Raw genomic sequence first — 13,981 nt, 5'->3', positions numbered from 1 at the left:
ATTGATACCGGGTGGTGTGTTGGGAGTAACTTTGGGTAATAATGAAAGAAGTATGAATAGAAGGAGGACCGGGAATGAAGCTGACAGGTGCACAGGCTATGGTAAAGGCATTGGAACTTGAAGGAATAAATATAATATTTGGTTATCCGGGAGCAGCAATCTGTCCATTTTATGATGCTCTGCTGGATTCGGAAATAACACATGTGCTGACCAGAAATGAACAGGGTGCTGCTCATTCTGCCAGCGGGTTTGCAAGGGTTACAGGCAAGCCCGGTGTCTGTGTGGCAACCTCAGGGCCCGGGGCCACGAATCTGATAACGGGAATAGCCACCGCATATTCCGACTCCATACCCATGGTTGCTATTACAGGGCAGGTATCCCTGGAGCTGATCGGAAGGGATGTTTTCCAGGAGGTTGATACAACGGGAGCAACAGCACCCTTCTGCAAGCACAACTATCTCGTAAAGGATGTGCGGGAGCTGCCGAGGATTATTAAAGAAGCCTTTCATATAGCTTCAACAGGAAGGCCCGGACCGGTGGTAATCGATGTTCCGGTGGATATACAGACACAAAAGCTGGATTTTAACTATCCGGAAACAGTGGAAATAAAAGGCTATAAACCAAATTACAAGGGACATCCCCAGCAGATAAAAAGAATTGCCGAAGCAATCTCAAAAGCCAAAACACCGGTCATTTGTGCCGGCGGCGGTGTTGTGACTGCAGAAGCCACCGATATAATGACCTCTTTTGCTGAAAAGTGCGGTATACCGGTGGTAACAACACTTATGGGGATAGGGTCTATAAGGGGAGATCATCCGCTGAACCTGGGAATGCTGGGGTCCCACGGGGTGTTTGCCGCAAATTACGCAGTAAACAGAACAGATCTGCTTATATTGATAGGTGCCAGAGTGGGGGACCGTGCTTTGGGTACAGCTGAAAAAATTGCCGAGAAGGCTAAAATAATTCATATAGACATTGATCCTGCCGAGATTGGAAAAAATGTAAGTACTGCCATTCCGGTGGTAGGAGATGCAAAACTCATCCTGGAAGCTCTCAGCAGTGTGATACAACCCGGAGATACCTCCGATTGGGTGAAGGAAGTGAAGAGAGTCAAGGCGGAAAAGCTTGAGAAGCCCAAAGCCGGTGACAAGGATACTGTCAATCCGAGGCTGGTAATAAGCCTGCTCTCAGAAAGGCTAGATACCTCAGCCATCCTTGCGACAGAGGTGGGACAGAACCAGATATGGGCTGCAAATAATTTCACCGCTAAAAGGCCCGGAGCATTTATAACCTCCGGCGGTCTGGGAACAATGGGGTACGGTTTGCCGGCTGCAATAGGTGCAAAACTGGGCAGCCCGGACAGTACAGTGGTTATCGTCGGCGGTGACGGCAGTTTCCAGATGTCAATGCCTGAACTGGGGACCATAAAGCAAAGTAAAATAGGCATCAAAATACTGATTTTGAATAACTCGAGGCTTGGGATGGTGCGCGAGATACAGAAAAACAAATACAACAGGAGATACTCCCAGGTGTTCATGAATGACAATCCTGATTTTGTAAAACTGGCCGAAGCCTATGGCTTCCAGGCCGAAAAGATCATGGCTGATTCCCAGATAAATGCGGCATTGGACAGATTTCTGGCAGATGACAGTACTTATTTGCTGGAGTGTATTGTTGATCCTGAAGAGCCGACTATTTAGCGTATAGAATTTTCTTGGAGTATAGGAATTTATAAGTTCTGGAACAGTGATGAGGCACTTACAATACTGGGTTTGAATGTGTACACCAGAAAATTCCGAATGGTAAATTTCTATACTCGGGGTTTGGAAAGGGGAATCCCCTTCCCGGTTTGGAGGGGGTGCTCAGGAGCGTAAGCTCCGTCGAAGGGGGGAGTAGTCCCCCATAGCGAACAAGATAATTTGCGTAGCATAGGCAGGGTTCCTAAGTGAGCGCGAAGCGGATTTGCGTATAGAATTTCTTAATGAGGGAGGAATGAAGATGGCAAAGCACACACTATCGGTACTGGTTGAAAACCGTTCGGGAGTTTTGTCCAGAGTAGCCGGCCTGTTCAGCAGGAGGGGTTTCAATATTGACAGTCTTGCGGTTGGAGTGACTGAAAACCCGGAGGTTTCAAGAATGACAATAGTTGTAAACGGTGATGAATACACTGTTGAACAGGTAAGCAAGCAATTGAACAAACTGATTGATGTCATAAAAATCAGAGAGTTGGAGAACTCTGATTCGGTCAGCCGTGAACTTGCCCTGATAAAAGTTAATGCCACAGCGGCGACAAGATCGGAAATTATACAGATAGTCGAGATATTCCGTGCAAAGATCGTTGATGTATCAAAAAATACGTTAACAGTGGAGATTTCGGGCTCTACCGACAAGGTGGAAGCTCTGGAGGATATGCTCAAGCAGTTCGGAGTAAAGGAAATAGTCCGTACGGGGACAATTGCCATAGAAAGAGGAAACAAATATATAAAAGCCGGAAACACCGAAGAATAGCCAAAATCCTCACATACCGGGCGGAATGCTTTAAGTGCCTGAATACTTCGCCGGTATAATGGGTTTAAAAATATAAATACTTGCAGTGTTTAAATTGTAATATAAAAACTAGGAGGTAAGTTAAAATGGCAAGAATGTACTACGATAGCGACTGTAATTTGAAGTTACTGGAAGGTAAAACCGTGGCAGTAATAGGATATGGAAGTCAGGGACACGCACATGCGCAGAACCTTAAGGATAGCGGAGTTAATGTTATAGTGGGCCTGACTCCGGATTCGGCAAGAAGAAAGCAGGTAGAGGCCGACGGCTTAAAGGTTTATGATACTGCTGCCGCCGCTAAAATGGCTGATGTCATAATGATATTAATACCTGATGAAAAGCAGAAGGCAATGTACTATGAAAGCATTGCTCCAAACCTGGAAGAAGGCAATATACTTATGTTTGCCCACGGCTTCAACATCAATTTCAACCAGATCATACCGCCGGCTGATGTCGATGTTATAATGGCCGCTCCGAAGGGCCCTGGACATACGGTAAGGAGCCAGTACAGGGAAGGAAAAGGCGTTCCTGCATTGATAGCAATAGCTCAGGATGCATCAGGCAAGGCAAAGGATTACGCGCTCGCTTATGCGGCAGGTATAGGAGCAGGAAGGGCAGGAATACTTGAAACTACCTTCAGAGAAGAGACAGAAACAGATTTGTTCGGTGAACAGGCTGTACTTTGCGGAGGAGTTACCGAGTTGATGAAAGCGGGCTTCGAAACACTTGTAAATGCCGGTTATCAGCCTGAAATCGCCTACTTCGAATGTGTGCATGAAATGAAGCTCATAGTAGATCTCATAAATCAGGGCGGTTTTGCTGAAATGAGATACTCAATCAGTGACACAGCCGAGTATGGAGATTATGTTACAGGTAAGAGAATAATCACTGAGGAAACCAGAAAAGAAATGAAGAAAGTACTTAAGGAAATCCAGGATGGAAAGTTCGCTACAAACTGGGTCACTGAAAATAATGCAGGCGGAAGGGCAAACTTCCTTGCCATGAGAAGGAATGAAGCAGAACATCAGGTGGAAAAAGTAGGCGCAGAACTCAGAAAGATGATGAGCTGGCTGAAGAAATAAACATATAGAGATGGAAAAATTCCATTAAAATTTTATTAATTTTTGTTGTTGAAAAAATCTAATAATACAGCAAGTACGCGAGTGCAGCATATATAAATGGGAAGCTTAATTAAAATAGGTGCATGGATTAGTAGGCGAAGAACAGCAAAGTAGCCGGAAAACCTGCACGACGCTGGTTTTAGCTTTACTATGAGCCAGGATGGCGAATGTAAGCGACGGCTAATTTGCCTGTTATAAGCCTTTACTAATACGAGCATCTATTTTGTAAGCAATCCATTTATATATGTCTGTACGGAAGTACTTGTTGTATAAAGGGTTTTAATAGTACCAACAACAAGCTGATAAAAATTTACTGATTTTAGACGTTTATGAATGTTAGAATGAAGGGAACGGAGTGTTCCCTGGAAGGAGGGTATTTCTATGGCAAGAAGGATCAGAATATTTGATACCACACTGAGAGACGGAGAGCAAACTCCGGGTGTTAATTTGAATCTCCAGGAGAAAATGGAAATTGCCAAGCAATTGGCCAGACTGGGAGTGGATGTTATCGAGGGAGGCTTTGCCATAGCTTCACCGGGAGATTTTGAATCCATTATGACGCTCTCAAAAAATATAAAGGGAGTTTCGATAGCCAGCCTGTGCCGTGCAACGGAAAAAGATATAGACAGGGCATGGGAAGCCGTACAGTACGCAGAAAATCCAAGAATCCACACTTTCATAGCAACTTCGGACATACACATGAAATACAAGCTGAAGATGACGGAGGAAGAGGTCTTTGAACGTGCCGTAGCCATGGTGAGGCGTGCAAAAAGCTATTGCTCCGATGTGGAGTTTTCAGCTGAAGATGCCAGCAGAACCCGTGAGGATTTTCTCATAAGGATAGTTGAGGCTGTTATTGCCGCCGGTGCAACTGTAGTAAATATTCCCGATACTGTGGGGTATACCACACCTGTGGAGTTCGGCAGATTGATCAGAAACCTGCGGAACAATGTACCAAACATAGATAAGGCCGATATCAGTGTTCACTGCCATAACGACCTTGGCCTGGCTGTGGCCAATTCACTGGCTGCCGTGGAAAATGGCGCCGTACAGGTAGAATGTACTGTTAACGGTCTTGGTGAAAGAGCCGGCAATGCCGCTGTTGAAGAAATAGTAATGGGCATTGACACAAGAAAAGATTACTATGACATAACTCATAAAATAGATACTACACAAATTTACAGAACCAGCAGGCTTGTTTCAAGCCTTACAGGTGTGGGTGTACAGCCAAACAAAGCCATAGTGGGGGCAAATGCTTTTGCCCATGAATCAGGAATACACCAGCATGGAGTTCTTTCAGAAAAATCCACTTATGAGATAATGACTCCCGAGTCAGTGGGTGTGGGTAAAAACAGGATGGTTCTGGGAAAGCTTTCAGGTCATCATGCCTTTGAAGACAGATTGAAGGAAATGGGCTATGTATTGTCCGCCGAGGAAGTCAAGGCTGCCTTTGAGAAATTCAAGGATCTTGCCGACAGAAAGAAAATAGTCACCGACAAGGATATTGAAGCACTGGTGGATGAAAATATTGCTGTGCCTGAAATATTTGTAATCGACAGCTTCCAGATAAACAGCGGGAATAAGATGATATCCACCTCAACTGTCAGCATCAGGAGAGAGAATGAAGTAATAACCGAGGCCGCCACCGGGGATGGTCCTGTGGATGCTGCTTTCAATGCCATAGAACGTGCGACGGATGTTAAGGCCGAACTGGTGCATTACAGCATCAAAGCTGTAACCGAGGGTAAGGATGCTCTGGGAGAGGTGACTGTCAAAATATCCTCTAACAACTCGGTATACATGGGTAAAGGTGTCAGCACGGATATAATTGAAGCAAGTGTTAAAGCCTATCTCAGTGCAATAAACAGATCTATAAGCGAGATCGGTAAGATAAGTGAAGAGGCAATAATTAGCCGGTAGGGGCGCTTGAAGCTGAAGCAGCCCCTAAAAGGGCTGCTTTTTTTAGAATATGGGAATTTATAACTTTTGGAACAGTGACGAGGCACTTATAATACTGAGTTTGAATGTGTACACCGGAAAATTGATCTGCTGCAGCTTTGAATTATGATGCATGGATTAATGCAAAATGTGAAATGATGCATCCATATATGCAATAATAAATTTGATGCACCTGATAATGCATCAAATTTGTTGAATTTACTGTTTGAATGTGATACTGTATAGCTGAATATATACTCGAAATAAGTCCGGGAGGTAGAATATGTATTTTGCTGTTATCGGGGATATAAAAAATTCCCGTAAAATAAAGGATCGCTTTCAGGTGCAGGAACAGCTTGAACAGGTATTGGAAGAAATAAATTCAGAATTTGACAATTATATAGCTGCTAAATTCATCGTGACTCTGGGGGATGAGTTTCAGGGACTCTTGAATTCAACACAGCCCATAATCAGGATAATTGAAAGAATAATGCTTAAAATGTATCCTGTAAAAATCCGGTTCGGGATCGGATTTGGTGACATATCGACTAAAATAAACCGGGAAATGGCAATAGGAGCCGACGGGACCGCTTATCACCATGCAAGGCGCATGATAAATGAGATCAAAAAAAGCCATAAAAGCAGGAGGAGCGACCAGACTTCGGTTAAAATTGCCGCTGATGACAATATAAGTATAGTTGCGCTGGCAAACAGCACTTTCAGCCTCTGGTCCCTTATTCAGGGAAAGTGGACTCAGAAGCAGGTAAGACTTATTCTCGAAACTGTCATATGCGAAGACAACCAGAGAGAGGTTGCCCGCAGGCTTGGAATAGTCCAGTCCACTGTCCAGAGGGGCTTGAAGAGTTCGGGGTATTACAGCTATCTGCATACCAAACAAGTTTTGGAAGAGGTGCTTTTAAGAGAATGGGGATAGACCTGCAAAGGGGCACCGGATAAATTTTTTAGGAGGGTTGAGTATGGATACAGGTAAGGGCTTTTTACTGATATGGGTGTTGGTAACGCTGCATGTTTTAGGTGACTTTTATCTGCAAACAGAGAAAATAGCACGAAATAAGAAAACAAGTTACCGGGGGGTTGTTGTACATTCCGTACAATATGGCATACCGTTTATACTTGCCCTGATATTTATCAGGTTTGGTGCTTTGCTGCTGTTGTGTCTGCTGCTTTCGGTGCTGGCTCACTTTATGGTTGACTCTCTGAAGTATTGGACCGCTGAAAACAATTTTTTTAAAGGATACCATAAGAAGCCGGCAGTTGTATTTATGGCAGACCAGCTGTTACATATATTTTTATTGTTGTTGATAGCATTACTGTATGTAAAAGTGAGCTGGCAGAGTCCTTTGCTGCACCTGAATAAAATTTGGTCGGATTTGCTGGGAATGGTTAACATTAATCCGGTTAATGCGATTAAATGGCTGCTGGTGGGCCTGCTGATAATAAAGCCCGCAAATATAACCTTCAATCTGTTCTTTTCGGCCTTTAAACCGGAAGAGGAGGCGGAAAGAAACGTAAAACAGCAGCGTACCGGAGCAATAATAGGTACTCTTGAACGTATACTTATTGTATTTTTCATCAGTATAAATCAATTTTCTGCTCTTGGTTTCATATTAACGGCAAAATCCATTGCCAGATATGATGCCATAGCAAAGGACAGGGCCTTTGCGGAATATTATTTGATCGGGACCCTGGTAAGCGTTGTGTTTTCAGTAGCAGCATATATATTGGTCTTTACGGGACTATAAAGAAAGGAGAAAAGTATGACTAACAAACTGATAATATATGATTCGACCCTGAGGGACGGAGCTCAGGCCCTGGGGATTTCCTTCACAGTGGAGGATAAACTCAAGATAGTAAATAAATTGGATAACCTGGGAGTTGACTATATTGAGGCCGGTAATCCGGGGTCAAATCCAAAGGACCTTGAATTTTTCGAAAGAGTGCTGAAGCTTAAATTGGCCAGTTCTAAAATCATAGCCTTTGGTGCTACCAGGAGAGCCAACGTCAGTGTCGAAGAGGATGCAAACATACAGTCCCTGCTGAAGGCCGGCACCGAAGCGATAGCTGTGTTCGGCAAGTCATGGGATTTTCAGGTCACTGATATTATAAAAACTACGCTGGAAGAAAATTTGAGAATGATATACGATACCATCAAATATTTTAAAAATCACGGAAAGATTGTAGTTTATGACGCCGAACACTTTTTTGACGGGTACAATGCAAATCCCGAATATGCCATGGAAACCTTAAAAGTTGCCAACAGAGCAGGAGCAGATACCATTTGCCTGTGTGATACAAAAGGGGCCGGCCTTCCTTCCCACATAGCCAGAATAACCGGTCTGGTACGCGATGAAGTGGATTGTGCCATAGGGATACATTGCCACAATGACAACGGGATGGCAGTGGCCGGATCGATTGCAGCTGTTGAGGCAGGCGCCGTACAGATACAGGGAACCATCAACGGCTTTGGAGAAAGATGCGGAAATGCGAATTTGTGTACAATCATTCCAAACCTCCAGCTGATGATGAATTATGAGTGCATTCCTGCAGCAAACATGGAAAAGCTCACACCTACCGCAAGATATGTAAGTGAGGTTGCCAATATAATTCATGATGAAAGAGCGCCTTTCGTCGGGAACTGCGCATTTGCGCATAAAGCCGGCATGCACGCAGATGCTGTCAACAAAAACACCTCAGCGTACGAAATGATCCATCCGGAGGTGGTTGGAAACCAGCGCAATATCCTCATGTCGGAGGTGGCGGGAAGAAGTGCTGTAATGAGCATTATAAACATGGTGGACAATACGCTGACCAAAGACTCTCCGGAAACAAAAAAAATCATTGAACGGCTTAAAGAGCTTGAGTATGAAGGCTATCAGTATGAGGGCGCCGAAAGCTCCTTTGAGCTGGTGATCCGCAAAATGCTGGGAAAATACAAGACTTTCTTTGAGCTGAAGGAGTTTAAGGTTATTGTAAATGAACCTACCGTGAACAGTGTAAACTCTTCCGCAATGATAAAAATACTTGTGGATGGGCAAACTGAAATAACCGCAGCTGAAGGCGACGGACCGGTAAATGCTCTTGACAAGGCACTTAGAAAGGCTTTAGAGCGTTTTTATCCCAGGATAGCAGAAATGAAACTGACCGACTACAAGGTTAGAGTATTGGACTCCAATTTTGCAACTGCATCCAAGGTCCGTGTTTTGATCGAGACGACTGACGGACAGGATGCCTGGACAACAGTCGGAGTATCCACCGACATAATTGAAGCCAGCTGGCGGGCACTGGTGGATTCAGTGGAGCATAAGCTGATGAAGGAAAATTAGAATCAGCCATATGCGGCCGGTTGATTTCCTGACTTCTATTATTATTAATTTTGGTATATAATGAGGCTTATGAAGCACTTAAGGTAATCCAAAGAGTACTATGATCATCATATGGCCTCATTGAAACGCAGTTTAGGTAAAAATTTTCTATTGAACCTATGCGTAATAATAAAGATGTCTTTATATAATAAGTATTAATAAATAAGTTTAAGGGGATCAAAGATTTGAAACTATACGGCAGATTAGTCAAGCGGGGAAAATTACTGAAGGAAGCCTGGGTTGTTCCTCAGAACGGGGACGTGGACTTCCATGATCAGCTGGAGGAATGCCTCATAGCGGTTTGCAAGGAACTGGATGTGGAGGTGCCCATCTGGCTGAAGAAAAATACCAGGGAATTCGGGCTCTACAGGAAAACCAGCTTTAACAGCGACCATTTCGGTGAAACAATAGGCTTTGACAGGCTTGAGATTGTACTGTATTAAATTTTAACTTTTATCCCATAAATTCAGATACCGGGTAATGAAAGGCTGTAAAATTCTTTCAAATGCAAGCTATAAAATGTATTATTAGCAGTTAAAATGCAAATTCTAAACACGCATGGTTTTGAAGCCTATGCGTGTTTTTGCTGTTATGTGGGATATTGTTGATAAAGTTAAAATAAAAACCTGTGCTTTTTCATAAAATCATTTTGACATAACAGCAAATAATTGATATACTTTATAATATAATATTATAAAGTAAACTTTGGAAAGGGGGACTATACATTGTCTTTTCTAATTGGTATCGATCTTGGAACCTCAGGTGTTAAGACTGTATTGTTTGATGAAAGCGGCAAACCTGTGGCAAGTTCCACCGTGGAGTACCCACTTTATCAGCCGAATCTTGGATGGGCAGAACAAGATCCTGAGGAATGGTGGAGGGGTACATGCGAAAGCATAAACAACGTTATGTTAAAAAGCGGCGTTGATAAGCGGGAAGTAAAGGGTGTGGGCTTATCAGGCCAAATGCATGGAGCCGTTCTGCTTGACAAAGATGACAAGGTTCTCAGAAAAGCAATCATCTGGTGCGATCAGAGAAGTGCTGCCGAGTGTGACCAGATCACAGAGCTTATCGGCAAGGAAAGATTGATTGAAATAACAGCTAATCCGGCACTTACAGGGTTTACAGCTTCAAAGATCATGTGGGTCAAAAACAACGAGCCGCAGATTTTTGAAAAGATAGCAAAGATATTACTGCCAAAGGACTATATCAGATTGAGGCTTACCGGTGAATATGCAACAGAGGTTTCAGACGCCAGCGGTATGCAGCTGATGAATATAGCCGAAAGAAAATGGAGTGACGAAGTAGTCGGAAAACTGGGAATATCCACTTCAATGCTGGGTAAGATGTATGAATCACAAGAGGTTACGGGTAAGGTTACAGCTTCCGCAGCTGCCATAACAGGTTTGAATGAAGGAACGATAGTTGTGGGAGGAGCCGGAGACCAGGCTGCCGGTGCGGTTGGAAACGGTATAGTAAAACCGGGAGTAGTCTCATCCACAATAGGAACCTCGGGTGTTGTTTTTGCATATACGGACAAACTGACAATTGATCCCCTGGGAAGAGTGCATACTTTCTGTCATGCGGTTCCCAACACATATCATATAATGGGCGTTACACAGGGAGCCGGTTTGTCCTTGAAGTGGTTCAGGGATACTTTCTGCATGGAGGAGCTCATGACTGCGGAATTATCCGATATTGATGTCTACAAGCTTCTGGATGCGGAGGCCGAAACAATCAAGCCATGCAGTGACGGACTTATATATTTACCGTACCTGATGGGAGAAAGAACTCCGCACCTTGATCCAAATGCAAAAGGAGTTTTCTTCGGATTGACCGCCAAGCACACAAAACCTCATTTTGTACGTGCCATCATGGAAGGAGTAACATACAGTCTGAAGGACTGTCTGGAAATTATCAGAGACATGGGAGTCAGAGTATCCGAAGTAAGGGCATCGGGCGGCGGCGGAAAGAGCGGTATCTGGAGACAGATGCAGGCTGATGTATTTGGTACAGGCATCAACAGGATAAAATCAGACGAAGGTCCGGCACTTGGAGTTGCAATACTTGCCGGTGTGGGCGCCGGGGTGTACAGCAGTGTGCCCGAGGCATGCGAAGCGGTTATCCAGGTTAAGGATACACTTGCTCCCATCGAGGCAAATATTAACAGGTACAATGATTTCTACAAGTTATATACAAAGCTGTACAAATCCATGAAGGAAGACTTTACCCAGCTTAATAACATTCTTAAATAAACTTTGAAGCAGCAGCTGCAGGAATTGCATGATTTTTACATTATAAACTGAGTTTACAAAGTCTAAAAATAAGTTGATCATTTAAATTTTATTAATACAGTGGGAGGGGGTAGGAATATGAAGTTGGGTAAAACAGGCAACAATAAGTTTTTGAAGCAATTTAATGAAACTTCCCTGCTGGAATTGATAAGGCTCAACAAACAGATATCAAAAGCTGATTTGGCTCAACTTACAGGTCTATCTCCCACCGCATGCGGAGTTATTGTTTCAAATCTGCTGGAAAAAGGCTATATCCGTGAAGCCGGTATCGGAATATCCAAAGGCGGGAGAAGGCCCAACTTATATGAACTCAATCCAAAAAGCTATTATTCCATAGGAGTTGATATAGATGTTGATTACATCAGATTTATCCTCATGGATATAACCGGAAATGTTGAGTACAGGGACATGATCTCCAGTAGATTCGACCAGTCGGTATCGGAGTCAATAGCGTTTATTGAGAAAAAAGTACGGCAGATTATAGAACGGAATGCTATCAGGGAAGACAGATTACTGGGTGTTGGCGTGTCGGTGCCGGGTATGGTTGACAATGTAACCCACGAAGTCATTTTCGCACCTAATCTGGGGTGGGAGAGAGTTGATCTGGAGAGCATGATGTCGGGCATGGGTAATTTCCCCATATATGTGGACAATGAGGCCATATGCTCGGCCATAAGTGAAAATTGGATAGGCTGCTGTACCGAACAGAGAGATTTTGTATGTATAAACATGAAATCCGGTATTGGCTCCAGCATATTCGCAGACGGCAACCTCTACAGGGGCTGCAGCGGAAGTGCCGGAGAAATCGGTCACATAATGGTGGATCACAACGGACCCAAATGTGCCTGTGGAAACTATGGCTGCCTGGAAACCCTGGTTTCCTCAAGATCGATGGTTGAGAAAGCGCAAAAGCTTGTGAGACAGGGACTTATAGCCGATTTCTCGGATGAGTTGGATATAAACTCCATAAATTCAATTGATTTTATCATTGACGCCGTAAAGGCAGGTAACGAATCCGCAAGAGTCATTCTGGTGGAAGCTGCCGGATACCTGGGTCTTGCGGTAGCAAATTTAATAAATACCATCAACCCTTCCAGGATAGTGCTTGGGAAGGAATTGGTGAAATTTTCAGAGGATATTTTGGAGCATATGCGAAACATTGCACTGGCAAAGGCACTGAAATATCCGGCATCAAGGGTTGAGATACTCGCGTCGGAATTGGGTGAGGATTCCTCGGCACTTGGAGCTGCAATCGTACCATTGAAAAAGCTCTTTGGCCACAGGCTGTAGGAGCATAAATATAAACATAATTAATTTACTATTTAGCAGCGTGCAAAGCACGCAGATGGAGGGTATTATGTCGGAAATTTTCAGCGGAATTTCAAAAATCAAGTATGAAGGCGGTGGATCGGATAATCCATTGGCATTCAAGTACTATAATCCCGATGCGGTTATAGGCGGAAAGACAATGAAGGAGCATTTAAGATTTGCAGTAGCTTACTGGCATACTTTTGCAGCTGCCGGAGCAGATATGTTCGGTGCAGGTTCTTACGAAAGACCATGGAACACAATGTCAGCCATGGACGGCGCAAAATTCAAGGTTGAAGCAAACTTCGAGTTTGCCGAAAAAATAGGAGTTCCATTCTTCTGCTTCCACGACAGGGATATTGCACCCGAAGGAGATACTCTTGCCGAAACAAACAAGAACCTGGACGTGATCGTTTCTGCCATAAAGGACAGAATGAAATCCAGTGATGTAAAACTTCTCTGGGGAACAACAAATGCATTTGGAAATCCAAGATTCATGCATGGTGCATCAACTTCACCAAATGCCGATATCTTTGCATTTGCTGCAGCCCAGGTTAAGAAGGCCATGGAAATCACAAAGGAATTGGGCGGAGAAAACTATGTATTCTGGGGTGGCAGAGAAGGTTATGAGACACTTTTGAATACAGATATGAAGCTTGAGCTGGATAACCTGGCAAGATTTCTGAAGATGGCTGTTGATTATGCCAGGGAAATAGGCTTCAACGGACAGTTCCTTATCGAACCCAAGCCGAAGGAACCGACAAAACACCAGTATGACTTTGATGCAGGTACTGTTATAGGCTTCCTGAAGACATACGGTTTGGATCCATACTTCAAGCTCAACATTGAAGCAAACCATGCAACTTTGGCAGGACATACCTTCCAGCATGAGCTGGCAGTCTGCAGAATCAACAATATGCTGGGAAGCATTGACGCTAACCAGGGTGATGTATTGCTGGGCTGGGATACTGACCAATTCCCGACCAACCTTTATGATGCTGCTCTCGCAATGTATGAAGTATTGAAGGCAGGCGGTCTGGGCAAGGGCGGTTTGAACTTCGACTCAAAAGTCAGAAGAGGATCATTTGAACCGGCTGACCTGTTCTATGGACATATTGCAGGTATGGATACCTTTGCAAAGGGTCTTATCATAGCTGACAAGATGGTAACTGATGGCAAGTTCGATGCATTTGTTGCCGACAGATATTCAAGCTACACAACCGGAATCGGTAAAGATATAGTTGACGGAAAAGTAGGCTTCAAAGAATTGGAAAAGCACGCACTTGGCGTTAAGATCAAAAACAAGTCGGGCCGTCAGGAAATGCTGGAATCCTTGTTGAACCAGTATATCTGTGAAACAAAATAATTGCTACTGATACAAAAAACCCTG

Annotated in this window: 11 protein-coding genes; all 11 read left to right on the top strand. The window is 43.8% G+C overall.

The genetic code is table 11. The annotated features are described in order from the left end of the window. Positions 1-74: 74 nt before the first annotated feature. The 11 genes from ilvB to xylA all read left to right on the top strand — a co-directional run bounded on the left by ilvB (position 75) and on the right by xylA (position 13,957). On the top strand, positions 75-1,700 hold the full coding sequence (ilvB, locus tag CTER_RS21520; RefSeq protein ID WP_004629271.1) for a biosynthetic-type acetolactate synthase large subunit: 1,626 nt from the start codon (positions 75-77) through the stop codon (positions 1,698-1,700). A gap of 298 nt (positions 1,701-1,998) precedes the next feature. Beyond that, on the top strand, positions 1,999-2,508 hold the full coding sequence (gene ilvN / locus CTER_RS21515) for an acetolactate synthase small subunit (protein WP_004629443.1): 510 nt from the start codon (positions 1,999-2,001) through the stop codon (positions 2,506-2,508). A 125-nt stretch (positions 2,509-2,633) separates the two neighbouring features. Beyond that, entirely contained in the window at positions 2,634-3,629 is a 996-nt protein-coding gene (gene ilvC / locus CTER_RS21510) for a ketol-acid reductoisomerase (RefSeq protein WP_004629472.1), read from the top strand. Positions 3,630-4,049: 420 nt separating this feature from the next. Next, positions 4,050-5,588 carry a 2-isopropylmalate synthase gene (locus tag CTER_RS21505; RefSeq protein WP_004629399.1) on the top strand — a complete coding sequence of 513 codons (1,539 nt, stop codon included), beginning with the start codon at positions 4,050-4,052 and terminating at the stop codon, positions 5,586-5,588. 301 nt (positions 5,589-5,889) lie between these two features. Then, positions 5,890-6,540, top strand: coding sequence for a SatD family protein (locus tag CTER_RS21500; RefSeq protein WP_004629347.1), 651 nt, complete (start codon positions 5,890-5,892; stop codon positions 6,538-6,540). Between the two features lie 43 nt (positions 6,541-6,583). After that, positions 6,584-7,369, top strand: a complete 786-nt coding sequence (locus tag CTER_RS21495) for a DUF3307 domain-containing protein (RefSeq protein ID WP_004629323.1) — start codon at positions 6,584-6,586, stop codon at positions 7,367-7,369. A 15-nt stretch (positions 7,370-7,384) separates the two neighbouring features. Beyond that, complete coding sequence (gene cimA / locus CTER_RS21490; RefSeq protein ID WP_004629441.1) at positions 7,385-8,950, top strand: citramalate synthase; 1,566 nt, start codon at positions 7,385-7,387, stop codon at positions 8,948-8,950. Positions 8,951-9,174: 224 nt separating this feature from the next. Next, on the top strand, positions 9,175-9,432 hold the full coding sequence (locus tag CTER_RS21485; RefSeq protein ID WP_004629288.1) for a hypothetical protein: 258 nt from the start codon (positions 9,175-9,177) through the stop codon (positions 9,430-9,432). A 282-nt stretch (positions 9,433-9,714) separates the two neighbouring features. Then, positions 9,715-11,244, top strand: a complete 1,530-nt coding sequence (gene xylB / locus CTER_RS21480) for a xylulokinase (protein ID WP_004629368.1) — start codon at positions 9,715-9,717, stop codon at positions 11,242-11,244. 117 nt (positions 11,245-11,361) lie between these two features. Then, complete coding sequence (locus CTER_RS21475) at positions 11,362-12,573, top strand: ROK family transcriptional regulator (RefSeq protein WP_004629325.1); 1,212 nt, start codon at positions 11,362-11,364, stop codon at positions 12,571-12,573. A 67-nt stretch (positions 12,574-12,640) separates the two neighbouring features. Further along, positions 12,641-13,957: a xylose isomerase gene (gene xylA / locus CTER_RS21470; RefSeq protein WP_004629274.1), complete on the top strand. Its 1,317-nt coding sequence runs from the start codon at positions 12,641-12,643 to the stop codon at positions 13,955-13,957. The last annotated feature ends 24 nt before the right edge of the window (positions 13,958-13,981 follow it).

The organism is Ruminiclostridium cellobioparum subsp. termitidis CT1112 (assembly GCF_000350485.1).
GTDB lineage: Bacteria > Bacillota > Clostridia > Acetivibrionales > DSM-1351 > Ruminiclostridium > Ruminiclostridium termitidis.
Note: the sequence above shows the minus strand (reverse complement) of the source record. Positions and strands in the feature narration are given on the sequence as shown.